18 protein-coding genes, 1 tRNA gene and 1 pseudogene are annotated in these 25,842 nt (G+C 65.8%); 11 read left to right on the top strand and 9 right to left on the bottom strand.

The features are described from left to right. Positions 1-30 precede the first annotated feature (30 nt). On the top strand, positions 31-234 hold the full coding sequence (gene csrA, locus AC10QF_RS00100) for a carbon storage regulator CsrA (RefSeq protein ID WP_004152909.1): 204 nt from the start codon (positions 31-33) through the stop codon (positions 232-234). 78 nt (positions 235-312) lie between these two features. Beyond that, positions 313-405 (top strand) — tRNA-Ser (locus tag AC10QF_RS00095). A 119-nt stretch (positions 406-524) separates the two neighbouring features. Here the strand turns inward: AC10QF_RS00095 and AC10QF_RS00090 are convergent. Continuing rightward, the gene (locus tag AC10QF_RS00090; protein ID WP_494541542.1) at positions 525-2,855 is read right to left on the bottom strand and encodes a TonB-dependent receptor; all 2,331 of its coding nucleotides are present in this window, start codon (positions 2,853-2,855) and stop codon (positions 525-527) included. A 223-nt stretch (positions 2,856-3,078) separates the two neighbouring features. On the opposite strand from AC10QF_RS00090, the gene AC10QF_RS00085 reads away from it, so the two are divergent. Then, on the top strand, positions 3,079-3,561 hold the full coding sequence (locus AC10QF_RS00085; protein WP_005416092.1) for a hypothetical protein: 483 nt from the start codon (positions 3,079-3,081) through the stop codon (positions 3,559-3,561). A 113-nt stretch (positions 3,562-3,674) separates the two neighbouring features. On the opposite strand, the pseudogene aceE reads toward AC10QF_RS00085, so the two are convergent. Both aceE and AC10QF_RS00075 read right to left on the bottom strand, forming a co-directional pair. Next, positions 3,675-3,968 (bottom strand): annotated as a pseudogene (aceE, locus tag AC10QF_RS00080) (pyruvate dehydrogenase (acetyl-transferring), homodimeric type); the annotation flags it as partial. Between the two features lie 244 nt (positions 3,969-4,212). Beyond that, positions 4,213-4,512: a hypothetical protein gene (locus AC10QF_RS00075; RefSeq protein WP_065179451.1), complete on the bottom strand. Its 300-nt coding sequence runs from the start codon at positions 4,510-4,512 to the stop codon at positions 4,213-4,215. A gap of 139 nt (positions 4,513-4,651) precedes the next feature. On the opposite strand from AC10QF_RS00075, the gene AC10QF_RS00070 reads away from it, so the two are divergent. From AC10QF_RS00070 to AC10QF_RS00055, 4 genes are all read left to right on the top strand, one after another. Continuing rightward, on the top strand, positions 4,652-5,167 hold the full coding sequence (locus AC10QF_RS00070; protein ID WP_005416095.1) for an RNA polymerase sigma factor: 516 nt from the start codon (positions 4,652-4,654) through the stop codon (positions 5,165-5,167). Then, entirely contained in the window at positions 5,164-6,186 is a 1,023-nt protein-coding gene (locus AC10QF_RS00065; RefSeq protein WP_494541541.1) for a FecR family protein, read from the top strand. The genes AC10QF_RS00070 and AC10QF_RS00065 overlap by 4 nt, the downstream gene beginning before the upstream one ends. A 141-nt stretch (positions 6,187-6,327) precedes the next feature. Then, positions 6,328-9,261, top strand: coding sequence for a TonB-dependent receptor (locus AC10QF_RS00060; protein WP_494541540.1), 2,934 nt, complete (start codon positions 6,328-6,330; stop codon positions 9,259-9,261). A gap of 10 nt (positions 9,262-9,271) precedes the next feature. Then, complete coding sequence (locus AC10QF_RS00055; RefSeq protein ID WP_494541539.1) at positions 9,272-10,867, top strand: alkaline phosphatase D family protein; 1,596 nt, start codon at positions 9,272-9,274, stop codon at positions 10,865-10,867. 109 nt (positions 10,868-10,976) lie between these two features. Here the strand turns inward: AC10QF_RS00055 and AC10QF_RS00050 are convergent, their stop codons facing one another. The 4 genes from AC10QF_RS00050 to AC10QF_RS00035 all read right to left on the bottom strand — a co-directional run bounded on the left by AC10QF_RS00050 (position 10,977) and on the right by AC10QF_RS00035 (position 17,857). Then, positions 10,977-13,085: a phosphocholine-specific phospholipase C gene (locus tag AC10QF_RS00050; RefSeq protein WP_494541538.1), complete on the bottom strand. Its 2,109-nt coding sequence runs from the start codon at positions 13,083-13,085 to the stop codon at positions 10,977-10,979. Positions 13,086-13,093: 8 nt separating this feature from the next. Then, positions 13,094-15,472: a TonB-dependent receptor domain-containing protein gene (locus AC10QF_RS00045; protein WP_494541537.1), complete on the bottom strand. Its 2,379-nt coding sequence runs from the start codon at positions 15,470-15,472 to the stop codon at positions 13,094-13,096. Positions 15,473-15,587: 115 nt separating this feature from the next. Continuing rightward, positions 15,588-16,514 (bottom strand): c-type cytochrome, encoded by a 927-nt coding sequence (locus AC10QF_RS00040; RefSeq protein WP_472958895.1) that lies wholly within the window; start codon positions 16,512-16,514, stop codon positions 15,588-15,590. Then, positions 16,511-17,857 carry a c-type cytochrome gene (locus AC10QF_RS00035; protein WP_494541700.1) on the bottom strand — a complete coding sequence of 449 codons (1,347 nt, stop codon included), beginning with the start codon at positions 17,855-17,857 and terminating at the stop codon, positions 16,511-16,513. The genes AC10QF_RS00040 and AC10QF_RS00035 overlap by 4 nt, the downstream gene beginning before the upstream one ends. A gap of 182 nt (positions 17,858-18,039) precedes the next feature. Between AC10QF_RS00035 and AC10QF_RS00030 the strand changes: the two genes are divergently transcribed. After that, a complete protein-coding gene (locus AC10QF_RS00030) occupies positions 18,040-19,158 on the top strand; it encodes an alpha/beta hydrolase (RefSeq protein WP_005416104.1) in 1,119 nt (372 codons plus the stop codon). Between the two features lie 81 nt (positions 19,159-19,239). Here the strand turns inward: AC10QF_RS00030 and AC10QF_RS00025 are convergent, their stop codons facing one another. Next, entirely contained in the window at positions 19,240-20,379 is a 1,140-nt protein-coding gene (locus AC10QF_RS00025; RefSeq protein ID WP_138953701.1) for an MFS transporter, read from the bottom strand. A 182-nt stretch (positions 20,380-20,561) separates the two neighbouring features. On the opposite strand from AC10QF_RS00025, the gene AC10QF_RS00020 reads away from it, so the two are divergent. Together AC10QF_RS00020 and AC10QF_RS00015 are read left to right on the top strand one after the other, a co-directional pair. Continuing rightward, positions 20,562-21,257 (top strand): alpha/beta hydrolase, encoded by a 696-nt coding sequence (locus AC10QF_RS00020; RefSeq protein ID WP_069137898.1) that lies wholly within the window; start codon positions 20,562-20,564, stop codon positions 21,255-21,257. Between the two features lie 132 nt (positions 21,258-21,389). Next, the gene (locus AC10QF_RS00015; protein WP_494541536.1) at positions 21,390-23,588 is read left to right on the top strand and encodes a TonB-dependent siderophore receptor; all 2,199 of its coding nucleotides are present in this window, start codon (positions 21,390-21,392) and stop codon (positions 23,586-23,588) included. A 113-nt stretch (positions 23,589-23,701) separates the two neighbouring features. Here the strand turns inward: AC10QF_RS00015 and AC10QF_RS00010 are convergent, their stop codons facing one another. Beyond that, a complete protein-coding gene (locus AC10QF_RS00010; protein WP_069137896.1) occupies positions 23,702-24,403 on the bottom strand; it encodes a pirin family protein in 702 nt (233 codons plus the stop codon). Between the two features lie 140 nt (positions 24,404-24,543). Between AC10QF_RS00010 and AC10QF_RS00005 the strand changes: the two genes are divergently transcribed. Beyond that, entirely contained in the window at positions 24,544-25,464 is a 921-nt protein-coding gene (locus AC10QF_RS00005) for a LysR substrate-binding domain-containing protein (protein ID WP_494541535.1), read from the top strand. Positions 25,465-25,842: the final 378 nt, after the last annotated feature.

Genomic DNA, 25,842 nt, shown 5'->3' with positions numbered 1-25,842 from the left:
TTCCACACGGTTCCATGGAGACTTACAAAAATGTTGATCCTGACTCGCCGCGTCGGCGAAACCCTGATGATCGGAGACTCGGTGAGCGTCACCGTGCTTGGCGTCAAGGGTAACCAGGTGCGTATCGGCATCACCGCGCCGAAGGACGTCGCTGTGCATCGCGAAGAGATCTATCAGCGCATCCAGCGTGGTGATGAAGCCGGTGGCACCGGTAGCGAAAATTCTGCCGAATAACGCTTTACCTTCGCACTCGATTAACGTTATGATTCACGCCCCGCTGAGGTGCAACGCACCAGACGCGGAGAAAACCCCGGAGTGATGCCCGAGTGGCCGAAGGGGCTCCCCTGCTAAGGGAGTATAGGGTCAAAAGCTCTATCGAGGGTTCGAATCCCTCTCACTCCGCCAGATACAAAGAAGCGCCTGCAGATCATCGATCTGCAGGCGTTTTTCTTTGCACGGATGCAGGTCCCGGCGTGCCATCCAGCGATCATTGATCGCTGGATGGTGGCCGAATCAGGCTCTCCTCAGAGCTTTAGCGTCACACCCACCTGGAAGCCCCGCCCCGGCAGTGGCGCGATGTATTTCAGTGGCGAGTTGTGTGGACGCGCTTCCTCATTGAGCAGGTTGCTGCCGTTGACGAACACTTCCATGCCGGCGATGTAGCTGCTGCGCACCGGCAGTTCGCGGCTGACCTGCAGGTCAACCAGGTTGAACGCATCCAGCGGGATCTCCTCGCTGACGTTGCGGCCGAGGTACTCCTGCGTGTCGTAGTAGGTGCTCGACAGCTGCGCCTTCCAGCCTTCGCGCTGCCATTGCAGGTTGGCGCCGTAGCGGTTGGTCGGCATGTTCGGCAGGTACTCGCCATCGTTGTGGGCGCGCAGCGGATCGGGGTGGTCCGCCTTGTTCTTCACCAGATCGGCGAAGGCAGAGATGTTCAACGTGCCATAGCGGCCCAGGTCAAGTGCCTGCGATGCGTCGATCTCGAAACCCTTCACCGTGGTGTCGGTCTGCTTCCAGTACTTGAGCGGCAGACGGTTGGCGGTCTGCAGGCCGGAATGGCCGAGGTAGAGATAGTTCTCGTACTTCATCCGGTAAGCAGTGGCCGACAGTTCGAAGCCACCGATGTGGAACAGGCCGGTCAGCTCCAGGTTCTTCGCGCGCTCCGGCTTGAGGTTCTGGTTGCCTTCTTCCTGGGTCATCACCGAATAGTGTGCGTTGCTGGCATACAGCTCGTTGATCTCCGGTGCGCGCTGCGAGGATGCGTAGCGCACCTTGGCGGCGAACAGAGGACCGAGCTCGACACGGGAGCCCACGCTGTAGCTGTTGAGCCGGTAGGAACGGTCCTGCAGCTTGGTATTGGCGGCGTTGCGTGCGGTCCTGAAGCGGCTGGGCTGCAGCTCGTGGTCGATGCGCTCGTGGCGCACACCTGCATCGAAGGTGGCCCAGCCGACGTCCAGTGCCTCTTTCAGGAACACCGCGTTGCTGCGGGTGTCGACGTCGGGCAGGTAGCGCAGTGAACCGCCGCCGGTGACCTGTCGCGACTGGTGGCTGAAGCCGAGCAGGCCGCTGAGCGGCCCGAGCCGCAGGTGACTGAGCAGCAGTTCGACCTGGCTGCTTTCGAAGTCGTAGTCATTGGCCCGGGTGCTGCCCAGCTGCTCGCCCGAAGTGTTGTCCAGCCTGGAAACTCGCAGCTCTGCGCGTTCGAACCACGGCAGCGGATCGCGCAGCAGGGCTTCCAGCGCGTAGCGTTCCTGCTTGATCACCACGCCCACCGGCAGGCCATCGGCATCGTTGGAACCGAACGACAGATTCTGCATCGAGAAGCCCGGCACGCCGTACTCGCTGTCTTTGGCATCGATGCTGACACCCACGTAGCCACGGTCGAAAAACAGCGTCGACCCGAAGGCCACCTGCGAGTTGCGCGCGTAGCTGTTGCCCAGCCGGTGATGGTAGTCGGGCGTGACATCGTTGTTGATCTGCTTCTGCACGTACGACGGTGTGCCGGGCACGTAGGCGGGGTTGACCGGATTGATGTAGGTGCGGCGCTGCCAGACCGAGGTCGGGTTGTTGGTGTAGAACGAAAAGTCACCATCGGCCCAGTCCGGGTTCTCGGTCATGAACTGGTCGATGTACGGCTGCGAGGCCTTGTTGTAGATCTGCTGGACGCGCGCCTCTTTCTGGCAGCTGTCGGCCAGCGCCGAGTTGACGCCGCCGGTCGGCGGGAACAGGCGGGTGTTGCAGACGTCGGATTTGCTGTTGCCCGGGATGTCGTAGTGCGAGATGCGCTGGCGCGAGACCTGCAGGTTGGTCGAGAGGTTGCGCTGGTTGTTGAAGTTCATGCGGAAGCCCTGCGCGTCGGCGGCATTGAAGCCCTGGCGCAGGACCAGCTCCATCGACTGCTCCGTGTCTTCCATGCGGCGCGGGATGAGGCCCGAATCGATCTCCACGCTGCCGCCGATCGCATTGCCGCCATAGCGCACGGTATCGGAGGACTTGTTGACGATGACGCTGCGCACGAACAGTGGATCGAACGGAATGTTGATGTCGCCGCTGATCGCGTTCATGCCGAGAATGGACTGGCCATCCTGCAGGATCTGCACGCGGTTGCCGCTGAGGCTGCGGATGACCGGGGCGCCCGCGTTCGGCCCGAAGGCGCTGCTCTGCACGCCGGAGACATGTTCGAGCAGGCTTCCGAGGGTACGGTTCTGCGCCTGTGGATTGTCGACGGTGACCCGGCTGTCGACGCGCGAGGGCGGGGAGGCCTGGACCTGGAGGGTGGGAAGGGTAGGCGCGTCCGCAGCGTGGGCGGTGTGGACAGCGAGCAGGATGGCGGCAGCAAGCAGGTGGCGACGCATGGCAGGACTCGTGAAATAGGAGTGAAATGTTATAACGTAACGATTTGTATCGACAAGGACGTGATGAGGCCTTGCCGCTAGACCTGAATCGCGGGAGGCGCGAACGAGGTTGCCGCGCGTTCAGCGCCCTGCCTTGTGCGGGGCCCTGATGCTGTGCACGATCCGAAGCGCTGCGCCCCACAACGCGTCACGCAGCACCTTCTTCACTGGAACGGAGCAACGTATGAAGCTGTTGTCCGCTGTGTTGTTGTGTGCGTGTTCGCTGCCGGCCGGGTCGGCGCTGGCCGTGGAAGCGTCCCCGTCGCCGCTGCTGGGGCGCTGGTCGCTGGACACCGCGACCTCGGCACTACCCGAGGCGCAGCGTCCGAAGCAGGTGGTGCTGGAGTTCAAGGACGCCGGCGGTGGCCGCTGGAGCTCACACGTGGATATCGTCCTGCACGACGGCAAGACCATGAAGTCCGACGGCACGTTGGCGCTGGATGGCACGCCGGGTGCCTTGTCCGGCACCTACGGCGCGGACAAGGCAAACCTGAAACTGCCGGCCCCGAATACGCTGGTGATGCAGTTGGTGGATCACGGGACGCCCGCCTCCACCCGCATCTACACCGTGGCGGATGACCGGGCGACGATGACCGAGACCAAGGCGTTCTACGGCCACGACGGCACGCCGATCCTGCAGACCAATCTGTTCAAGCGCATGCCGTAGCGATGCTGCGTTCACCAGGCTCGCACAACGGGCGTGGTGAACGCAGCCGCCTTACACCGCGGCCGGATCGTGCTTGCCAGTGTCGATGCCGTACTTGTCGACGGTGTCCTGCATCCAGCACGCTGCACCATCACCATCGCGTTCCAGCGGATCATCGCGTTCAGGCGGCGCTCGATGGCCAGGTCACCGGGATAGGGCGGCTGGCGTTCGGGCGGGATGGTATTGACGTAGGCCGTCCATGCGCGGGTATGCAGGTCGCCGTGCTATTGCGCGTCCAGATCGCTCAGCTGGTCGATCAGGTAGTGCGCGCGTGGCCGGCCACCGGCCTGCATCACCGCCTCCAGCGATTCACACCACTCCCGCGTTTCCAGCGGGTCGGTATCGAAGGGGATCAGGGCTTGGTTCATGACTGTCTCCAGAGGGCGCCGTTTGGACGTCTGCCTGAGCGACAACACCATCAGGGCGCACAGCACTGGAGCGGGGTCGCAACGGCAATGCCGTGACGCGAAGGGCGACCGTGGCGGCCACCGAGAAGACAAGCGTAGGCCTGGCACCGCGGCTTCGATAGGCGGGCCCGCCTTGGGTCTCTGGCAAGCAAGGGTTGGTGCCGGGCGCCGCATCATGCGCGGATGCACTGCGTACCGCCGCTGATCAGGCTGGGTACAGTCCAGGCAGGAACATCGGGATGACCGCCACGCCGACGCACAGCAGGCACCAGGCGACGATGGGCAGCCAGCGCGCCAGACGCTGGGCCGGTTCTGGTACGCGACCGCCGCCGATCCACAGCAGCAGCGTGAGCACACCCAGTGCATAGGCGAGGGCGACGATCACCGGATGCACATGGATGACCCGGCTGGGCGGCCACATCTGCTGCTGGTAGGCGGTGGTGTGGGCGACCAGCAGCAGGAACAGCAGGCTGCTGAAGGTGTGGATGGCGGTGCGTGCGTTCATTGCTGGGCACTCCTTGTGCCGGCTGCCGGGACATTGCAGGGGCGGCATTCTAGCGGCTGCCTGCCGGTCGTTGAAACGCCACTGTCATCGATGGCGGTCACCCTGCTGGGCTTTCCAGCCTCGGGGTGGTTGGCCGGCCGTGAACAGCGTGAGGATCTGGGAGAAGAGCTACGAACTGCGGCGCCGGCTGCTGCGTGGCTTCTTCCTGCGTCGCGGTTCGGCCAGCGAAGATGCCGAAGACCTGGCGCAGGAGGTCTATCTGCGGCTGCTGCGCAGCACCGGCGAGGATGCCGACGCGGTCGAGAACCCGGAAGCCTACCTGTTCACCGTGGCGGCCAACCTGGCGCGCGAGCACGCCCGCGTGAGGTCGTCGCTGCCGCCGCTGGAAGACATCGATCTGCTGGCCGAAGTGCTGAAAAGCGAAGAAGACATCGAGCGCGAATTCGAGCGTGCGCAGCGCTGGAACGATATCCGCAGCACCATCGCGCGGTTGCCGGCGACCACGCGCCGGGTGATGGAGCTGCACTACCGCGACGGGCTGGACTGCCCGGGAATCAGCCAGCAGCTGCAGGTGTCGGTGCACATGGTGCGCAAGCATATCGGCAAGGGGCTTGACGCCTGCAGGAAGGCGCTGGGCGCCAGGGAGCTCACATGAATCGGTATCCATCACGCAGGCCTGACGACGAGGTCGCACGTGAGGCGGCGCACTGGTTCCTGTGCAATCGCGAGGGGGGGCTGGACAAGGCCGGGCGTGTCGCGTTCCTGGACTGGATGAAGCGCTCGCCCGAGCATGTTCGCGCGTACATGCGCGCGCTCGCGTTGCACCGGCAGGTGGGCGAGGCGCTGCAATCGCCGTTGGCTGATGAGGCGCTGGTGCCACCGCGGCAGGTCGCCGCCAAGGTGGTGCCGCTGTTCGGTCGTGCGCACGCGCCGCCCCGCGCCGTGCTGCGTCGCGGTCGCGTGCGCTGGTGGATGGTCTCTGCCGCGGCCTGTGTTGCCCTGATCGGCGTGGGCCTGGTTCCGCAGGTGATGCCCACCCAGCAGCTCTACAGTGCCGGGCATGGTGAACTCCGCGACTTGGTGCTGCCCGACCAGACCCAGGTGCGGCTCAACGCGGACAGCCGACTGCGGGTACGCATGGGCTGGTTCAGCCGAAAGGTGGAGCTGCTGCAGGGGGAGGCCACGTTCGACATCGCCCGCGACCGTCGTCCGTTCGAGGTGGAAGTGAACGGCCTGGAGATCCGGGATATCGGCACGGTGTTCGATGTATCGCGACGGCTGCAGAGCACACGCATCGGCGTCGTCTCCGGCGAGGTCGAGGTCTGGAGCCAGGGCGCGGGTGCCCACCGCCTGGCCCAGCTGGAGCAGGGCCGGGTGGTGCAGGTCGATGCGCGAAGCCATGCCGTCGAGTCAGTGGACATGCCGCTGTCGATGCTGCTGGACTGGCAACAGCGCAAAGTGTCCTTCCTCGATGAGCGGCTCGATGAGGTGGCAGCTGCCTTCAACCGGCACAACCAGGTGCAGGTGCGCGTGCTGGACGAAGGCGCGGCATCGGCACGGTTGTCCGGCAGCCTCGATGCGCATCGCATCGGTGCGCTGCAGGCCTTCCTCGAACGCGACCCACGCTTCGTGGTGAGGCGCGAAGGCGACACAGTGCGGGTCGGCAGTCGCTGAGGCCCGCGCGGTGGTGGGCTGTCAGAAAAAATTCATCGAATCCGCGTTCTCCACTTCGGTGGATGCGGGCTCTTACTTGGAAGAAGCCGCTGCCGAGCCACGCAGCGGCGCCTGCTGCCTTCTCTCTTCCAAGGACCCGTGATGCGCAACACGCTCTACCTGTCGATCATCCTCGCCCTGTCTCCCTGCAGCGTGCCAATGGCGGCCGCGGCCGCTGCCGATGGCCTTGAAGCCCGCGTGTCGGCGCCGATCGCGGCGCAACCGCTGGCCCGTGCACTTGAGCAGTTGTCGCGCAGTTCCGGCGTGCAGTTCCTGTACTCGGGTAGCGGTGAAGCGCACATGGCCGGGGCTGTGCCACGTGGCGCCACCGTCAAGCAGGCGTTGGACGCACTGCTGGCGGGTACCGGCCTGGGCTACACCGTGGTGGATGGCAATGTCATCGCCATCGATCCGGCACCCGCACGCAACGCGCCGAAGCCAGCCGCGCCGATGCCGCGCGAGGCCGGAGCGGTGGTGGCGCCGACCCTGGATACGGTGAAGGTGATTGCCGCGCACGAGGTGATCGACCAGAAGAAGTCGTCGCCGGTGATCAAGGATTCGGTGGTCTACGACGAGATGGACAGCTACGGCGACGAGACCCTGGCCGAGAGCCTGATGGCCGCTCCAGGCCTGAGTGCGGTGGAGGATGCTGGTGAGCCACGTTACGTGACGGTACGCGGCGTGCAGGCCAACCTCAACTACACCACCATCGATGGCATCGCGATTGCCAGCGTGGGTGGCAGTGGCTCCGGGGAGCGCATGAACAACCTGCAGCTGATTCCCAGCGACATCGGCACCCGTACCGACATCTACAAGAGCTTCAGCGCGGAGCAGGCACCGGATGCGATCGGCGGTGTGATCGACATCATCAGCCGCAGTGCCTTCGACCGGTCCGGCAGGTACGTGTTTGCCGACGTGGCAGGCATCTATTCCACAGCCGAGACCAACGTCGAGCGCAGCGCTGGCGGCAACCACGAGACCCTGGGCCATTTCGGCAAGAGCGCCAAGATGGTGTTCTCCGACCAGTTCGGCGCCGACCAGGAGTTCGGCATCGTTGCGGTGGCACGCTATGAGCAGCGTTCACGCAACAGCGTCAAGCGCTGGGTGGAGTCGAACTACTACTACAACGACGCTGGAAAATACCTCACCGACGGCACCACGGGTCCGGACGAGGCCAAGGGCTGGAACGGCCTGCGTGCGCCTGGCAACTTCAGCACCGGCACCTATACCAACTTCATCACCAACTTCGGTGGCTCCGCCAAGCTTGAGTGGAAGCCCTCGGATGATCCGTTCTACGCATCGCTGTTGCTGTACTCGTACCGGTTCTACGAGAACTCGACGATGAACAAGACGGATCTGTATGGAAACGCCAAGTTTCCGATCCGCAACCAGACCGAGGACAGCGGCACCACGCAGATCAACAGCATCTACATCAAGAACCGCCACGACCGCTGGGACCGCAGCAACCGTGGCGCCATCGCCAGCTTCAACTGGGACATCGGCGACCGTTCGCGCCTGACCCTGCGCGGTGGCCACACCGAAGAGACCTTCCATAACAGCCAGGTCTACTGGGGAGTGCGCGCCTACCCGAGCAATCTGTTCGTCGACTACGAAAACGACAGCCACGGTTTCCCCAATGCGGTGGCGGTTTCCGATTCCAGCCTGCTGACCAGCTCCGCGTTCAAGCTCAATCCGGCGCAGGCCTATGTCTCTCCGCGCGATGCCAAGGAGAGCATCGACAACCTGCGCGCGGACTTCAGCTACAACATCGACGCCGATGCGCGTGGCTTCGGCCTGGCCACCGGTGCCGAGTACCGCCACCTGAAGATCTGGCAGGACATCGACTTCGACTACTTCAGGAGCAGCGCCACGCTCAACGACTACCTTTACCCGGGGTCGACGCTGCTGGGCAGCGTGCCGGGCTTCCCGCTGATCGACAACCGCAAGTGGAACGAGGAACTGCTGCCGAAGCTGGGCAACAACAATGCGGCGTATCCGAATGCCAACTTCACCAGCGACTACAAGTACGTGGAGGACATCACCAATGCCTATGTGTCCGCTCACTACGCCTGGGACCGGCTGCTGCTGATCGGCGGCCTGCGTTACGACCACACCCGCTTCGATGCCTACAGCCCGTTCAGCGATGATGGTGGCACCACGTACACCTCCGCCTTCCGCAACACGAGCGGTGGCTACAACAACCTGCTGCCGTCTTTGAATGCGACGTTCAAGCTGAGCGAGGAGCAGCGCCTGCGCTTTTCCGCCAGTCGCACGCTGGGCCGGCCGACGCCGAGCAACATCGCCCAGGCCACCAGCACCAGCTGTGGCGATGACGAGGAGGGCAGGGGCTTCTGCAGCATCAAGCAGGGCAACGCCAACCTGCAGCCGCGCCGTTCCACCAACATCGACCTGGCGTGGGACCTGTACTTCAACGGCAACAACGGCCTGGTCTCGGTGGCGCTGTTCGACAAGGTGATCAAGGACGATATCTACACACTGACCACGTTCGAGAACGTGGGGGACACCCGCTACCGGGTCACCCAGCCGATGAACACCGACGAGTCGAAGCTTCGTGGCGTCGAGTTCGCGGTGGCCAATCGCAATCTGCAGTGGGGCCGCCAGCGCTTCGACATGTACTTCAATGCAACCCGGCTGGAAGGCCAGACCAACTACCGCATCAGCGACGGCACCGAGCGTCGCCTGGATCGCCTGCTGTACCAGCCGGACTGGTCGCTCAATGGTTCGGTGATCTGGCGCATGCCATGGAGGAGCGCCCAGCTGCGCCTGTCCGGAACCTACCGCAGCCGGATGCTGGTCGACTTCGGTGACACCGAATGGCTGGATTCGTACTACGACCCATACCTGACGTTCAACATGGCTTTCAGCCACAAGGTCGGCAAGCACGTGACGCTGAAGTACGAGGCCAAGAACCTGTTCAACACCCAGCCAACCTACAGCACCGGTCCGAACGGGCGTTTCCGTACCGAGATCGACGACTACGGCCGCTTCTTCTACTTCCACATCATCTACAACTGAGGGCACAGCCGTGGAGACGATCAATCGCAGGCGATTCCTGGCCCTGGCCGGCCTGTCCGCTGCCGGTGCCTGGATGGGCACGGCACACGCGCTGGCCGCGCAGGCCGATGCCACCGCGCTGAACCCGCGCAACCTGCTGGCCAAGCCGCGCTTTGCCAGCACACCCTTCACCCTGGGCGTGGCCTCGGGTGATCCCTCGGCCGATGGCATGGTGCTGTGGACGCGCCTGGCGACCGAACCGCTGGTGTTCGGCGGCGGCATGCCGACCCGGCCGATGCTGGTCGAATGGCAACTGGCCGCAGACGAAGGCATGCGCAGGGTGGTACGCCAGGGGGCGGCGATGGCGCATCCCGAACTCGGCCACGCGGTGCACGTGGAGCTGGACGGGTTGGCGCCCGGAAGGCCCTACTGGTACCGCTTCACCGTGGGTGGCCATGCCAGTGCGGTCGGTTGCACCCGCACGCTGCCGGCAGCCACGGCAGCGGTGGATCGCGTGCGCTTTGCGGTGGCAGGTTGCCAGCACTACGAAGAAGGCCACTACACCGCGTGGCGGCGCATCGCCGAGGAACCGCTCGACTTCGTCTTCCACTACGGCGATTACATCTACGAAGGCGAAAGCCAGCCGGGCCTGCGGAAGATGAACGGCCAGCCGTTCACCAACCTGCGCAACCACGTCGGCCCGCAGATCTATACGCTGGATGATTACCGCCGCCGCTACGCCCAGTACAAGAGCGATGCCGACCTGCAGGCCGCTCATGCATCGGCTCCCTGGTTCGTCACCTTTGACGACCATGAAGTGGACAACAACTGGGCCGGCGCCGAAGACCAGGACGATACGCCCAGCGAAGTGTTCCTGCTGCGGCGCGCGCAGGCGTTCCAGGCCTACTACGAGAACATGCCGCTGCGCCGTTCGGCGTTCCCGCGCGACGGCCACATGCAGATGTACCGGCGCGCACGCTACGGCACGCTGATGGACCTGCACCTGCTCGACACGCGCCAGTACCGCAGCAAGCAGGTGAACATGACGCTGCGCGAGGAGGTGGAATCGCCGGAGCGCAGCATTGTGGGGGCGAAGCAGGAACGCTGGCTGTTCGACGGCCTGTCCGATGCGGCACCGCGCTGGCATACCATCGCCCACCAGGTGGCGCTGGGCAATTACATGCGCGAGAAGGACGGGGTAGTGCAGTCGTCCGATGACCAGTGGTCGGGCTACCTGGACAGCCGCCGGCGCCTGCTCGAGCACATCCAGAAGGTGGGCTTCGGCAACGTGGTGACCGCCTGCGGCGACGCGCATCGCCACTATGCCAGCGATCTGGTGCAGGACCACCGTGACTCGGGCGTGATCTCCAGCGAGTTCCTCGCCACGTCGATCACCTCTGGCGCCGATGGTCAGGGTGTGGATGCGTATGCCAGGAACCAATTAGCGCACAGCCCCTTTCTGAGGGCGACCACCGACAAGCGTGGCTACGTGCTGTGTGATGTCACCCGCGATGCGTGGATCGGCGACATGAAGACGCTGGATACCGTGATGCAGCCGAATGGCGTGCTGCAGAGCTGGAAACGCTATGCGGTGGAGCACGGCCGGCCGGGGCTGCAGGAGGCCTGAATCTGCCGATCTGCCGCGTAGAGCCGAGCCCATGCTCGGCTGCTTTGTCGGGGCAATGCGACCAGGGCGAGAAGCAGCCGAGCGTGGGCTCGGCTCTACAGAGGGCTCCTCAATCGTGCTCGAACCGCAATGGCTCGCTGCCCATTGCCGGGTCACTGGTGCCGGGGCGCCCATCCTCGGCGCGGCCGGCCAGTCGCAGTGCACTGTCGCCCGCACCGATGCGCAGGTCGTACCACCCTGCGGTGGGCGCCGCGTCCCACGCCACCGTGGCCTCAGCATGCGCCGGCAGCACCAGCGCCTGCTCCGGCATGTGCCCGGCATAGGCGCCGGCCTGCACCCGCACATTCTGCGCGCTGTTGTGCAGATTGCGCAGCTGCAGCCGTAGCTGGCCGTCCGCGCGCTCGATCGAAGCCTGCACGGCAGGCGCCTTGACCGCACCCTGGAAGTGGCGGTGGAAGCCGTTCGGACCAAGCAGCCAAAGGTCATAGCGGCCCTGGGCGTCCAGCGGCCAGCGCTCGCGCAGTGGCGTACCTGGCAGCAGCGTGTAGCGGCGTGGTACCGCATCCAGCCGCAGCCGATCGTAGACATGCAGCACGGCCGCCGCGCCTTCGCAGGACAGCGTCAGATCCACACCCAAGGCATCGACTGCGGCAATCGATGCCTGCGGACGATAGGGCAGGGCGCGCGCCGGGCGTACACCGCTTTCCTGTTTCGCTGGTTTCAGCCCCTCTGGCAGCGTGGGCACGGTGCGTCCCGGCAAGGCAGCGGCGCGTGCGGCAACCGCACTCACGTCGGGCAGGCCGCGGACGAACGGGCGGGTATCGCGCTGGGCAAAGTCGAACGCAGTGCTGAGGTCGCCGCAGACCGCGCGGCGCCACGGCGAGATGTCCGGTGCGGCCACGCCAAAGCGGCGCTCGATCAGCCGTATGACCGAGGTGTGGTCGTACACCTGCGAATCGACCCAGCCGCCGCGACTCCACGGCGAGATCACGTACAGGGGCACGCGCGGTCCCAGACCGTACGGGCGCCCGCGCAGTTCGGCGAGATCGTACTTTTCGTCACCCGGTGCCGGGTGCCGGTGGTACTCGCCTTCGGTGCTGACCGAGGATACACCCGCCCAGCCACCGTCCACCGGCGAAGGCGGGGCAGGGGGCGGCATGTGGTCGAAGAAGCCATCGTTCTCGTCGAACATCAGCAGCAGGGCGGTGCGGCTCCACACGTCCGGATCGGCGGTCAGCGCATCCAGCACGCGTGCGGTATAGGCCGCGCCCTGTGCCGGGCTGGACGGGCCGGGATGTTCGCTGCCGGCCGCGTCGGCGATGATGAAGCTGACCTGCGGCAGGCGCCCGTCAATGACGTCCTGGCGCAGCTGCGTCAGGCCCCGCGTGCTGACCCCGCGAGCGCGCAGCTGCGGGTCATGCCCTGGCGCCGCGCGGTGGGCCTGACGGAAGGCCTCGAAACCCGCCAGCGGGTTGTCGGTGAAGTTGTCGGCCATGTCCTGGTAGATCTGCCAGGACACGCCGCCCCTCTGCAGGCGCTCGACATAGCTGGTCCAGCGGTACGACGCCGGGTACCCGCCCTGTTCGGGAAAGTTGTCGTGCGAATTGGCGATCACCGGGCCGCCGGCACGCGCATGCCCATCGTTGTGGCCGGTCCACAGGAACACCCGGTTCGGGTTGGTGCCGGCCTGCATTGCGCAGTGGTAGGCATCGCAGATCGTGAAGGCATCGGCCAGGGCGAACTGGAACGGCAGGTCGCTGCGCTGGAAGTAGCCCATCGAGTGGTTGTGCTTGGCCTTCGGCCATTGCCCCATGCGCCCGTGGTCCCACGCCCGATGGGCATCGGGCCAGGTATGCGGCGTGCCTTCCACCCGCATGTAGCCGAAGTGCGCGGCGGTATCCAGCGGGAACGGCGCGATCGCGCGCGTGCCGCTGGCATCGGGCTGCAGCCACAGGCTGCGGGTGCTGCCACCGGCCTGCAGTGCCGCCGCGGGGGCCACGAATCGATCACCGAAACCACGTACCCCTGGCAGCGTGCCGAAGTAGTGGTCGAACGAACGGTTCTCCTGCATGAACACCACGATGTGCTGCAGGTCTTCCAGGCTGCGCGTCTGCGCGGCGGGGGCGATCGCGGCGGCCCGGGCGATGCTGGGCAGCAGTGGAGAAAAGCCGGCGGCAACGCCGGCCTGCAACAACCGGCGTCGGCCGATATCGGTCACGGGCTCACTCACAGGTCCACGCGGAAAGAGATGCCGACGGTGCGCGGAGCGCCGATGAAGGCGTTGTCGCGGCCGTCCACCCCTGCAAGATACCGCTTGTCGGTGAGGTTGCTCACCACCAGGTTGGCGCCCATGCCCTTCAGGCGCGGCGACAGGCCTTGCAGGTCGAAGCCGATGTTGGCGTTGAACACGGTGGCCGACGGCAGCTTGTTGACGTTGGCGGCGTCGAGATAACGCGTGCCCAGGTAACGGCCGGACAGGCCGAAGTTCCAGTTCTCACCCTGCCAGTCCGCCGACAGGACGAGGGTCTGTTCGGGCTGGCCGATCACCTTGGCGCCGTCGACGATGCCCAGCTGGGTATCACGCGCGGCATCGCCACTGCCCAGGTATTTGGAGCGGTTGTAGGTATAGGCGGCGTTGAGGCGCCAGCCGTTGTCCCAGCCATAGCCGAACGCCGCTTCCAGGCCGTTGCTTTCCACGCCGCCGAAGTTCTCGTAGACGCCGTCGGTCTCGCCCAGGTAGTCGATGCCGCTGACGAAGCCGGCCGGCAGGTAGACGATGCGGTTGTCGAACTTGATGTTGTACAGGGTCACCGAGGCGGTCAGCGGCCAGCGGCTGATGCGCATGCCCACTTCAATGTTGTCGGCGGTCTCCGGCTCGACGTTGCGGAAGCGCTGCGGGTCGGTCTCGCCGAGCACGCCGGAAGGAATCGCGGCGAAGTTCTGCGAGAAGCCGGCGAACAGCTCCATGCCTTCCACGCCCGGTGCCCAGGTCAAGCCGGTGGACAGCAGCGGGTCGGACCTGGAATCGGATCTGACGTGTTCGCTGGCACCGATCACGCGGCGGCGCGACTGGTCGACGAAGAACTGCTTCACGCCCAGGCGTGCGCTGAACGGCCCGAAGCGCGCCACGTCCTCGACGTAGTACATCTGCTCGTCAACCTTGTACTTGTCCTCGAACTGTACCCAGTACGGCTGGTGGTCGAAGGCGATGTCCTGGCCGACGTTGAGCAGGCGATGCCAGTCGCGGCGCGCCGAACGGTCCAGCTTCTCCACCCACAGACCGCCACGGATCGTGTTGTCGACCGTGCCGAAGGTCTGCCGCCACTCGACGTCGGCGGTCACGCCCATGCGGTCGTTGTCGTAGTGCGTGTGGCGATACGACTGCGCGCCCAGCACGTTGCCGGCGTAGCAGTTCGGATCGTATTCGGCGGTGAAGCCCAGCCGCGGCGTGCAGTTGGCCAGGCGCTGCGCGGCGCTGCCGTCGGGATTGACGAAGAAGATCTGGCCACGGTTGCTGCCGCCGTACACGGTTTTTCCACCGATGTACTCCGACTCGGGGCGGCCCGCACCGTCATCGCTGACCTGCGCCAGATAGGGAGGCAGCCAGTCGCCACGACCTTGCATGCGGTGCCCGTAGGCGGCCACCGAGGCCTTGAAGCCGTTGGCACCGTCGAAGGCCGCGCGCAGGTAACCGAAGGTGTTCTCGCGCAACGCACGCGAGCCGGAACGGTAGTTCTGGTCCAGGTAGGGAATGCCGGTGAGGGTACCGACTAGGTTGTCGCGATCCGGATTGGTCGCGAAGCCCTTCGGTGAGACGCTGGTGTATTCCGGCTCGTCGGCATCGTTGTAGGACAGGTAGCCGGTCAGGGTCCAGCGATCCAGTTCGGTGATGAACTTGCCGGCGATGTGGTCGTTGCTGGTCTTGCCGCTGCCATCGATCCAGTCATGCACGCGCGCCGACGAGGCACTGACCCAGGCGCGGGTGTGGCCGCCGAGCAGGCCGGTGTCGTAGCGCACGTAGTACTTGCGCGCATCGTTGTCACCGGCGCCGACCACGAAGCGCAGACGGCTGTCCTGCAGCGGGTCGCTGGTAAGGAAGTTGAGCGTGCCGCCCAGGGCCTCGTTCGAGCGCGAGGAGATATCGGCAGTGCCCTGGCTGACTTCCACCGTTTCCAGGTCGAGGATGTCGATGTAGCGGTTGGCCAGCGAGCCGCCGCCGTAACCCGAACCGCCGTTGGGGAGGCCGTCGATGGTAGTGCCGATCTGCTGTGTGTCGCGGTTGGTGACAAAGCCACGCATGCTGATCTGCGTGCCCCACACCGATGAGCCGGTGGCATCGGCTTCGCTGACCACCACGCCGGGCACCTCGTTGAGTGCATCGTTGACGCTGCTCATCACGGTCTGCCGGTTCAGCGTTTCCGCGCGCACCGATGTCTTGGCGTAGCTGGTGGCCTGCCCGATCACCTGCACCTGATCGAGGGTGCGGGCATCGCTGCTGCGCGCTTCGGCCGCCTCGCCCTGCGGTGCTTCGGCCAGGGCGTCCAGTGCGGGGGCGATCAGCAGGGCCAGCAGCGAAACACGGGGAAAACGCGCAATCGTTCGCATCGAAACCGGACCTTCAGAGGGAGGAAACCCCGGAGTGTCGGCAGCGCCAATGACATCGGCATGACGTGGCGATGCAGGAATCGTGTTGTACGACGGCCGGCACCTGCTGCCGGCATCAGTACCGCGCGTCCTTGGGTTTCGGGTCGCGCGGCCAGTCCTTGCCCTTGTTGGCGAAGTCCGGCCGCGGCTGGTTGATGAAGTAGCTGGCGATGTCCACCGCATCCTGGTCGGGCATCACCTGCTGCCCCAGCGGAGGTTCGCGGGTCACTGCCGGTGGCATGTTGTGCTTGACGAAACCGGCCGCCTTGTACAGGCGCGCCATGCCGGCGCCGATGTTGAAGCTGTGGTCGCCCCACAGCGGCGGGAAGGCGATGTCACCACTGGCGTCGCGCCGGCCTTCGCCGTTGTCGCCGTGGCAGGCAGCGCACTGCGCGGCGTACAGCGCCTGGCCGCGGATCGGATCCGGGGCCAGCGTGCTGTCGATGGGCCCTTCGCTTGGCGCGGCGACTTTTGCACCGTCCGGCACTGCACTGTTTAGCCACGCCATGTAGTCGAGCATCGCGCGCATCTGTGGCGCGTCCTTCGGCAGCGGCTTGCCGTTCATCGAACGCTGCAGGCAGCCATTGATGCGTTCGGTCAACCCGATCACCTTGCCAGGCCGCGGCATGTAACGCGGATAAGCGCCGCCACCGGTGTTGAAGTAGTGGTTTCCGAAGGGTCGCTTGCCCTCGGCCATATGGCACGAGTTGCAGTTCAGATCGTTGCCGACGTTGTCCGGCAGCAGCCGTGCGGTCTCGTTGAGGAGGCGGCGGCCGAGCATCACCGACTCGGCATTGCCGAGCCCGGCGATTTCTTCGGCGCTGGGCGCGTGGTAGTGGCCGACCACCTTGCCCTGTGCATCGAGGATATCGATCGTGCCGGTCACGGCGGCATCCAGATCCGGGTACAGATGACGGTAAGCGAGGGTACCGGCGCCGGCCAGCAGCACGACGGTGATCGCACTGCCGATCAGCAGGCGGGAACGCGTGCGCGAACGCTTCATTGTGCGGTCTCCTGCGGAACGTAGTGCACCGGCTTGTCGCGCACCACCCGGCGCATGCGCGCCACGTCGACCTCGCTCACTGCGCTGGCCTGATTGCCCCAGCTGCTGCGGATGAAGGTCAGGATCTGTGCCAGCTGCGCATTCGGCAGCTGCTCGAAGCCTGGCATGGTGAAGGCCATGCGGTCGTGCGGGGTCTGTGGCGTGCGGCCGCCGATCAGGGTCACCTGCACCAGCGAGCTGGGATCGTCAGCGAACACGATCGAGTTGCCGGCCAGGGCCGGGTAGACGCGAGGCATGCCGCGGCCGTCGGCGCGGTGGCAGGCCTGGCAGTGCTCGGCATAGGCCAGCGAACCGGCCACGCGGTAGTCGCCGCTGCGCAGTGCGGCGGTGGTGGTGTCGGTGCCGGGCGACCACTGTGCGCTGCGACCTTCGCGGGCGGGCAGCTGCTTCAGGTAGCGCGCCATCGCCAGCAGGTCCGCATCGGACAGGTACTGCGTGCTGTGCTCGACCACGTCGGCCATGCCACCGAAGGCCGCCGATCGATCAGTGCGCCCGGTGCGCAGGAAATCGACGATCTCACCTTCGCTCCAGCTGGCCAGGCCGGTCGATTCGTTGCGCAGGTTCTTCGCGTACCAGCCTTCCAGCACCGAACCGGACAGGAACTGGCGGCTGCCATCATCGGCCATCGCCTTTTCCTGGAACGCCAGCCCGCGTGGCGTGTGGCAGGCACCGCAATGCGCCAGGCCTTCCACCAGTTCGGCACCACGCTGCTGGCCGGCGTCCAGCGACGGATCCGGGCTGAAGCTGCGTGGGCGTGCGAACAGCAGTTGCCACCATGCCAGAGGCCAGCGCATGTTGGCGGGCCATGGAATCGTGCTGTCGGCGTTGTCCTGCTTCACCGGCTGCACCGAGCCCATGAAATAGGCGTACAGCGCCTTGATCTCGGCGTCGCGGGCAATCACGTACGAGGCGTACGGCATTGCCGGATACAACGGCTGGCCATCGTGACGGATGCCGCGACGTACCGCGCGTTCAAAGTCGGCGTAGTCGTAGGCGCCGATGCCGGTTTCCGGATCGGGGGTGATGTTGGTCGAGTAGATCGTCCCCATCGGCGTCTGCATGCCGAGGCCACCGGCGAACGGCTTGCCGCCCGGCGCGGTGTGGCAGGCCGCACAGTCGGCGGCGCGCGACAGGTACTGCCCCTGTGCGATCAGCGCCGGGTCGTGGATGTCGACCTGCGCGGCCTGCCGAGGTGCGAACCAGTAGGGCGTGCTGCGGGCGATGCCATAGGCGGCGGCCAGCGTGGCGGCCAGGGCAATGGCGAGCTTGAACGAGGTGCGCATGCGGGCACTGTGGGCAAGCATGCCGGCGTATTCATTGATCCGGATCAATGCCGAGGTCGATCGCGCCATTGTGACAACCTGAATCGATCCCGCATTGTCATCAAGCCGTCATCCACGCGCGATAGATGGCCTACGCCCGCGTCGTTAACCTGCCACGCTGTCGCATCCTTTCCCGATTGCCCATGAAGCGCTTGCTGCTGTTGCTGCTGGCGTGCGCCGGCCTGTGGCTGGCTGCATGCTCATCCTCGATCAACGCCTCGTCCACCTCGCTTGCCGACCGGCTGATCGCGCCAGGCGGCGTGTCGACCCTGCTCGATCGCCCGCGCATCGCCGCGGCCATTGCCGGGCTGCCCAACCGCCATGGCTTCGCAGCGGGTCGCGATGGCGTGCCGATCTTCTGGCGCGTGTTCGACCCCGGCGACTACGGCGCGCGGTACCACTACCTTCCGCAGCGTCATGAGAACGGCCTGCCTCTTGATACCGGCCTGAGTCTGGCCGTGCCACAGCCGTTCCGCGCGCAGGCGCCACGCGGCACCGTGGTGCTGCTGCATGGGTGGATGATGAATGGTGATTCGATGCTGCCATGGTCGCTGCAGCTGGCCGAGTCCGGCTACCGCGTGGTCACGCTCGACCTTCGCAACCATGGCCAGTCCGGTGCAGGTCCGTCCGGCTATGGCACCTATGAATCGGATGACGTCGTCGATGTCATCGGCGAGCTGCGCGCGCGCGGCGAAGTGACCGGCCCGCTGTACCTGTTCGGTGTGTCCTATGGTGCGGCCACGGCGGTGTTCACCGCCGACAAGCTGGGTGACCAGGTGGCCGGCGTGGTGGCGATGGAATCGTTCGCCAATGCCGGTGCGGCGATCCGCACGATGATCCCGCACCTGATGGGACTGCAGCCGGAGGGCCTGAAGGCGCAGGCGGTGGCGTCGTACGCACGCTGGCGCTATGGGGGCCAGGACATCAACCAGGTGATCGCCGCCGCCAGCCGCCGTATCGATGTCGATCTGGACCGCGTCGACGTCGCGCGTGCGCTGGCCGATACCCGCGCCTGCGTGCTGTTGCTGCACGGTCAGGGTGACCAGCACATTCCGGTCAGCCAGGGCCGGCAGCTTGCGCAGGCCAACCCGCGCGCGCACTACATCGAAATGCGTGGAGAGGACCACATCACCCTGCCGCTGCGGCTGGACCTGCTGGCCGGCGTGGTCGATGACTGGATGGCGCGCGACGAGCACCACCCGCAGAGCGCGTGCCCAGCCCCACAGCTGCCGGCCCAGGCCGAATGGCTGGCACACGGCTGAAAAAAGGGGACGGAGGGGATTAAGTCGTTTGCAGCACACTCGGGGCAGATGCGACTTAATCCCCTCCGTCCCCTTTTTCTGTCAGGCCACGCGTCGGGCCAGTGAGCGGGCGGAGGCGGCTACGCCCAGCAGCAGTAGGGCGACGCACAGGAAGGCAAAGCCGAGGCTGGTGGCATGTGCCACTGCGCCGATCGCCGCCGGACCAGCGAGGATGCCGGCGTAACCCAGTGTGGTCACGGCAGTGATGGCGATGCTTTCCGGCATCACCCGCTGCTGGCCTGCCATCGAGAACAGCGCCGGCACGATGTTGGCGCAGCCCAGCCCAACCAGCACGTAGCCGGCCAGCGCCACCGGAAACGAGGGCACAAGCGTGGCCAGGGTGAAGCCTGCCGCGGCCGTGATACCGCCGAAGACCAGGGTGCGGGTGCGGCCGAGGTGCTCGACGATGCCGTCACCGAACAGGCGCATTGCCGTCATCGCCAGGGTGAACAACGCAAAGCCGGCCCCGGCCTGGTCACGCGGCACCTGCCGCACTTCGGCCAGGAACACGGCGCTCCAGTCCAGCATCGAGCCCTCGGCGAGGAACACCACGAAGGCCAGTACGCCGATGAACAGCACCACGCCATGCGGCAGTGCCAGCAAGGGGCCTTCGTGCAGGATCCGTTGCGGACGCCAATGCGGCGCCGACAGCATCGCAACCAGCAGCAGCGCCACCACCGAAACCAGCGCGGCCAGCCACAGCGGCGTGCCGAGGATCAGCAGCCCGGTCATGCAGCCAGCACCGACGAATCCACCGATGCTGTAGAAGGCGTGGAAGCCGGACATCATCGCGCGCCCGGCATCGCGCTCGACCGCCACCGCCTGCATGTTCATCGCACAATCCAGTGCACCGACGCCGGCACCGAACACAAACAGTGCCGCGCCCAGCGACACCGGCGAGGGTGCCAGCACCAGCAAGGGCAGGGCGCACAGCATCATCGCGCAGGTGATCACCATCACCCGGCGGCAACCCAATCGCCCGGTCAGTGCACCTGCCAGTGGCATCGCCAGCAACGAACCCAGCCCAAGACACAGCAGCACGGCGCCGAGGCTGGCGTCGGACAGCCCGGCCTTGGCCTTGGCATAGGGCACCATCGGCGCCCACGCGGCGGTGGCGAATCCGGGAATGAAGAAGGCGGCACGGGTAGCGTGCTGTTGGGCACGTGGGGATGAAGGCGTCATGCGCGATGCGAGATCCGGGGGGCTCCATGAAATCGTTTTCAGGGCGGATCGGCAAGTGCCATGCATGACATTGAACGACGCATACGATTGCAGTGATTCGATTGCGTCACTAGCGATTAACGCCGCACACGGACAGTGGCTGCACGGCCCGCATCCCGCCGGCCGCTCCCGGAGACCCGTACATGAGCACGACACCCACCATCCTCCTCGTCCATGGATTCTGGGGCGGGGCCGCACATTGGGCCAAGGTGATCCTGGAACTGCATCGCAACGGCCACGACCGTGTGCAGGCGGTGGAACTGCCGCTCACCTCGCTGGCCGACGACGCAGGACGCACCCAGAAAATGATCCGGCAGATCGACGGGCCGGTGCTGCTGGTCGGCCACTCCTACGGCGGCGCGGTGATCAGCCAGGCCGGTAACGAGCCCAACGTGAAGGGCCTGGTCTACATCGCTGCCTTCGCGCCTGATGCAGGCGAGAGCCCCGGTGGCATCACCCAGCAGCACCTGCCGGAAGCGGCGCCGAACCTGGCACCGGACAGCGATGGCTACCTGTGGCTGCGTGCGGACAAGTTCCATGAGAGCTTCTGCCAGGACCTGAGCGACGACGAAGGCCGGGTGATGGCGGTGACCCAGAAGGCGCCGCTGGCCAGCACCTTCGGCGACACGGTCAGCGACCCGGCGTGGAAACACCAGCCGAGCTGGTACCAGCTGTCCCGCCATGACCGCATGATCGCGCCGGACAACCAGAAGGCCATGGCCACGCGCATGCAGCCCAAGCGCCTGCTGGAGCTGGATGCCAGCCATGCCTCGCTGGCCTCGCAGCCGAAGGAAGTGACCGCGCTGATCCTGGAGGCCTGCGCCGCCATCGGCGGCTGAGACCGCCGCAGCACACCGCACGACAGCCGGGGCGCAGGGGAGTACACTCCTGCGCCTGCGGCCATCCGGCCGCTCCCCTCTCTTCCCTCAAGCCGCCGCCAGAGGATCCCACCCTATCGTGGAGGTCCCGCCGTGCTGTCTGTGCCTGTCCGTTTTCCGCTCTTGTTCCCGCGTCGCCTGCCGCTGCCGCATGCACTGGCCCAAGGCCTGCTACTGCTTGCACTGAGCAGCGGCACCGCCGCTGCCCAGTCCACCCAGGACGAGGACAAGGCCAAACCGGCACCCGCCTCGCAGACCCTGCAGACCGTGCAGGTCACTGCCAACCTGCTCGGCACCATCACCGAGGGCAGCGGCGCCTACACGCCCGGCACCATTGCCACCGCCACCCGCCTGGTGCTGACGCCGCGGCAGACGCCGCAGACCATCAGCGTGATCACCCGCGCCGAGATGGATGACTTCGGCCTGCACGGCATCGATGATGTGATGCGGGTGACCCCTGGCATCAGCATCGTCACCTATGACAGCGAACGCACCGAGTACTACGCACGCGGGTTTGCCGTGCAGAACTTCCAGTACGACGGCATTCCCATGTCGCGCGACTCGGCCTATTCGGCCGGCAACACGCTCAGCGACACCGCCATCTACGACCGCATCGAAGTGCTCAAGGGCGCCACCGGCCTGCTGACCGGCATGGGCGATCCCGGTGCGACCATCAACCTGGTGCGCAAGAAGCCGGGCAAGGACTTCGCTGGCAGCGCGACGCTGGGTGTGGGGCGCTGGGATGATTACCGCGCCGAGATCGATGTCGGCGGCCCGCTGGCAGCCGATGGGCGCGTGCGGGGCCGTGCGGTGGGCGCTTGGCAGGACAAGCATTCCAATCTCGATTACTACCAGCGCACCAGCAAGGTCGGCTACGCAGTACTGGAAGCCGATCTGGGTGAACGTACGCTGCTGACCGTAGGCGGCGATGCGATGGACAGCGACCCGAAGGGCTCGACCTGGGGCGGTATTCCGCTGCTGGACAGTGCCGGCAACTTCAACGACATGCCGCGTTCGTTCAACAACGGCACCCGCTGGAGCGGGTGGCGCCAGTATGTGCGCACCGGCTTTGCCACGCTGGAGCACACCTTCGACAACGACTGGGTGGCCAAGCTGCAGATCAACCACCAGGTCAACGGCTATGACGCCGCATTGGCGGGAGCCGCCGGTGGCAATCCCGATCCGGTTACCGGCGAAGGCGTGTCATTGTGGCTGGGAAAGTACGTCGGCAAGACCGTCAGCAATGCGGTCGACTTCTATCTGAGCGGTCATTTCGGCCTGTTTGGCCGCGAGCATGAACTGGTGGTGGGCGGCAGTGCTTCGCGCAAGCGCTGGACCAATACCGGCTACGCGCCGCAGTCCGGCTATCCGACCGAGGTGCCCGATTACCGCGCATGGCAGGGCGACATTCCCGAGCCGCAATGGCAGCGCAGCTACGACAACAATGAAGTGACCCGCGAGAATGGCCTGTACGTGGTCGGTCGCTTCGACGTCGCCGATCCACTGAAGTTGATCGTCGGTAGCCGCCTGGCCAGCTATCGTTCGCCGGGCACGCACGAGACCGGCGTGTTCGTACCGTATGCCGGCGTGGTCCATGACCTCGGCGAGCACTATTCGGTGTACGCCAGCTACAGCACCATCTTCAAGCCGCAGGGGCAGCGCGACGAGCAGGGCAAGGCGTTGGATCCGCTGGAGGGTCGCAGCTACGAGATGGGCCTGAAGGCCGAGTTCCTCGATGGCCGCTTCAACGCCAGTGCAGCGCTGTTCCAGCTCGACCAGGACAACTTCGCCCAGCCCACCGGTGGCAAGACGCCGGACGGGCAGGATGCGTATCGCGCCCTGATGGGCGTGCGGACCAAGGGCTACGAGCTTGAGATGTCGGGCCAGCTGGCAGAAGGCTGGCAGGTGCAGGGTGGGTTCTCGCACAAGATCGCCCGCCAGGCCGGTGCCAAGGTCACCACGCTGGAACCGGAAAGCCAGTTCAGCCTCCACAGCAGCTATCGCCTGCGCGGTGACTGGAAAGGGCTGATGCTGGGCGGTGGCGCGCGCTGGCAGGATTCCACCTTTGGCGAGATCAGCAACCCGGCCACCGGCGCGCAGGTCGTGCATCGCACCCAGCCGTACTGGCTGCTTGATGCGATGGCACGCTATGAATTCAATGATCGGCTGTCGGCCACGCTCAACGTCAACAACCTGCTGGACAAGCGCTACTACACGATCTTCAGCTGGTACAGCACCTACACCTGGGGCGAGCCGCGCAATGTGCGGTTGAGCTTGAATTACAGGTTCTGACGCGGGTCGTGTAGAGCCGAGCCTACGCTCGGCTGGTTGTCAATCCGCAGCCGAGCGTGGGCTCGGCTCTACACATACGCCCGCGATGCTCTGCAGCATCGCGGGCGTTGTCGTTACAGCGGCAGGTCGAACACCAGCACTTCGGCGTCGTTGCCGTTTTCCAGGGTCAGCTGGGCTTCGTCACTGACCTGCAGCGCATCACCGGCTTCCAGGGTGATGCCGTTGACCTGCAGCTGGCCACGCGCCACCTGCACATAGGCGCCACGACCGTTGCCGAGGGCGTGATGCAGCTTCTGGCCGCCATCGAGAATGGTGGCGAAGATGCGGGCATCCTGGTGGATGCGCAGCGAACCCTCGGCACCGTCCGGCGAAGCGATCAGGCGCAGCTGGCCGCGCTTGCTGTCCGGCGTGAAGTGGGTCTCCTCGTAGGACGGCGCGATGTTCTCGGTGTCCGGGAAGATCCAGATCTGCAGGAAATGCACGGTCTCGTCGGCGGAGTGGTTGAACTCGCTGTGGGTGACGCCGCTGCCGGCGCTCATGCGCTGCACGTCGCCGTAGCGCAGTACCGAACCGGTGCCCATCGAGTCCTTGTGTTCCAGTGCACCGCCCAGCACGTAGGAGATGATTTCCATGTTGCTGTGGCCGTGGGTGCCGAAGCCCTGGCCGCCAATCACCCTGTCTTCGTTGATCACCCGCAACGGGCCGAAGCTGACGTAACGGGGGTCGTAGTAGTTGGCGAAGGAGAAGGTATGGCGCGAGGACAGCCAGCCATGCTCGGCCAGGCCACGGGTAGCGCTCTTGCGGATCTGCAGCATGAGGGAATCTCCTTGTTCGATGGTTTCGATGGGGCGGGGTGGGCCAGTGACCGCTGTGTTTCCCCGTTGGAGAGAAGTATCCGCTTGCGCCCGGGGTTTGAAAAACGGATAGTTTTGACGACCATCATCGAAAAATTCGAATGCTCAAGCTCAGCCTCGATGCCCTGCAGATCCTGGATGCCATCGACCGCCGTGGCTCCTTTGCCGCCGCCGGCAAGGCCCTGCACAAGGTGCCCTCGACCATCTCCTATACCGTGGCCAAGCTGGAGGAGGATCTGGGCGTGCAGCTGTTCGACCGGGTCGGCCCACGTGCAGAGCTGACCGAGGCCGGGCGCGCGCTGCTGGACGAAGGCCGGCATCTGCTGCGCGCGGCCCGCGAGTTGGAGCTGCGGGTGCGCCGGGTGGCGTCGGGTTGGGAGACCGAACTGACCCTGGCGGTGGATTCGGTGTTCCCGACCTGGCTGCTTGGGCCGGATATCGCCGCATTCCGTGAGGCCGAGGCACCGACCCGGTTGCGGTTGATCGGCGAGGCCCTGTCCGGCACCTGGGAGGCCCTGCTCGACCGCCGTGCGGACCTGTTGGTCGGCGCGCCGGGCGAAGGGCCCAGTGGTGGCGGCTATGTGGTCGAGCCGCTGGGCACGGTGGCGTTCGTGTTCGCGGTGGCACCCGATCATCCGTTGGCCAACGTGCAGGGCGTGCTGGGCCGTGAGCAGCTGGTCGAGCATTGCGCGATCGCCGTTTCCGATTCGGCGCGCAGGCTGCTGCCGCGCACGGTGGGCCTGTTGATGGGGCAGGAGATGCTGACGGTGCCGGACATGGCCAGTAAATTGAAGCTGCAGTGCGAAGGCGTGGGCTTCGGCTTCCTGCCCGAGCCGTGCGCGCGCGCTGCAGTGGCGCGCGGCCAGCTGGTGATCCGTGAGGTGGAGGAGCACAAGCCGGAAGAGACCTTCTGGCTGGCCTGGCGCACCGGTGAGGAGGGCGCTGCCCTGCGCTGGTGGCGGGAGCGCCTGCGCAGGCCGGAGCTGCTGTCGCAGTGGTGGCAGGCAATGGCCAGGGGGTAGGCGTACGGCAGGGCTGCGCCCTGCACCCGCCGAGGCCAAAGCAACAGCAACAGCAACAGCAACAGCGTGCATTCCGTGAGATGGCGGGGTGGGTCCGGCTGCGGGAGACGCCGTAAACCCGTCCATGGGGGCTTGGCCGCGGCATCCATGCCGCGGACACTCCCGCAACCGGACCCACCCCGCCTTCGACAGTTTCCGCTGCTGCTGGTAGGTGTCGACCTTGGTCGACACGGCAGATCCACGCCATGCGTGGATGCTCTTCGATCAATTGTCGAAATACTCGAACTCGATGGAGATTCATCCACGCATGGCGTGGATCCATCAGATCGCTGAAATCTGTCAGAGGTGGGGTGGCATGGGCAGGCAGGACCGTTGGCG

The organism is Stenotrophomonas maltophilia complex sp. Om-AH-Sm3, assembly GCF_059337855.1.
Note: the sequence above shows the minus strand (reverse complement) of the source record. Positions and strands in the feature narration are given on the sequence as shown.

What these genes read in the sequence shown, in the direction of transcription:
- AC10QF_RS00075 (WP_065179451.1), bottom strand. Translation starts at nt 4,512, where the DNA reads ATGAACGCACGCACCGCCATCCACACCTTCAGCAGCCTGCTGTTCCTG.
- AC10QF_RS00010 (WP_069137896.1), bottom strand. Translation starts at nt 24,403, where the DNA reads ATGCTGCAGATCCGCAAGAGCGCTACCCGTGGCCTGGCCGAGCATGGC.
- AC10QF_RS00045 (WP_494541537.1), bottom strand. Translation starts at nt 15,472, where the DNA reads ATGCGAACGATTGCGCGTTTTCCCCGTGTTTCGCTGCTGGCCCTGCTG.
- AC10QF_RS00005 (WP_494541535.1), top strand. Translation starts at nt 24,544, where the DNA reads ATGCTCAAGCTCAGCCTCGATGCCCTGCAGATCCTGGATGCCATCGAC.
- AC10QF_RS00090 (WP_494541542.1), bottom strand. Translation starts at nt 2,855, where the DNA reads ATGCGTCGCCACCTGCTTGCTGCCGCCATCCTGCTCGCTGTCCACACC.
- AC10QF_RS00060 (WP_494541540.1), top strand. Translation starts at nt 6,328, where the DNA reads ATGCGCAACACGCTCTACCTGTCGATCATCCTCGCCCTGTCTCCCTGC.
- AC10QF_RS00035 (WP_494541700.1), bottom strand. Translation starts at nt 17,857, where the DNA reads ATGCGCACCTCGTTCAAGCTCGCCATTGCCCTGGCCGCCACGCTGGCC.
- AC10QF_RS00025 (WP_138953701.1), bottom strand. Translation starts at nt 20,379, where the DNA reads ATGACGCCTTCATCCCCACGTGCCCAACAGCACGCTACCCGTGCCGCC.
- AC10QF_RS00040 (WP_472958895.1), bottom strand. Translation starts at nt 16,514, where the DNA reads ATGAAGCGTTCGCGCACGCGTTCCCGCCTGCTGATCGGCAGTGCGATC.
- csrA (WP_004152909.1), top strand. Translation starts at nt 31, where the DNA reads ATGTTGATCCTGACTCGCCGCGTCGGCGAAACCCTGATGATCGGAGAC.
- AC10QF_RS00065 (WP_494541541.1), top strand. Translation starts at nt 5,164, where the DNA reads ATGAATCGGTATCCATCACGCAGGCCTGACGACGAGGTCGCACGTGAG.
- AC10QF_RS00085 (WP_005416092.1), top strand. Translation starts at nt 3,079, where the DNA reads ATGAAGCTGTTGTCCGCTGTGTTGTTGTGTGCGTGTTCGCTGCCGGCC.
- AC10QF_RS00020 (WP_069137898.1), top strand. Translation starts at nt 20,562, where the DNA reads ATGAGCACGACACCCACCATCCTCCTCGTCCATGGATTCTGGGGCGGG.
- AC10QF_RS00030 (WP_005416104.1), top strand. Translation starts at nt 18,040, where the DNA reads ATGAAGCGCTTGCTGCTGTTGCTGCTGGCGTGCGCCGGCCTGTGGCTG.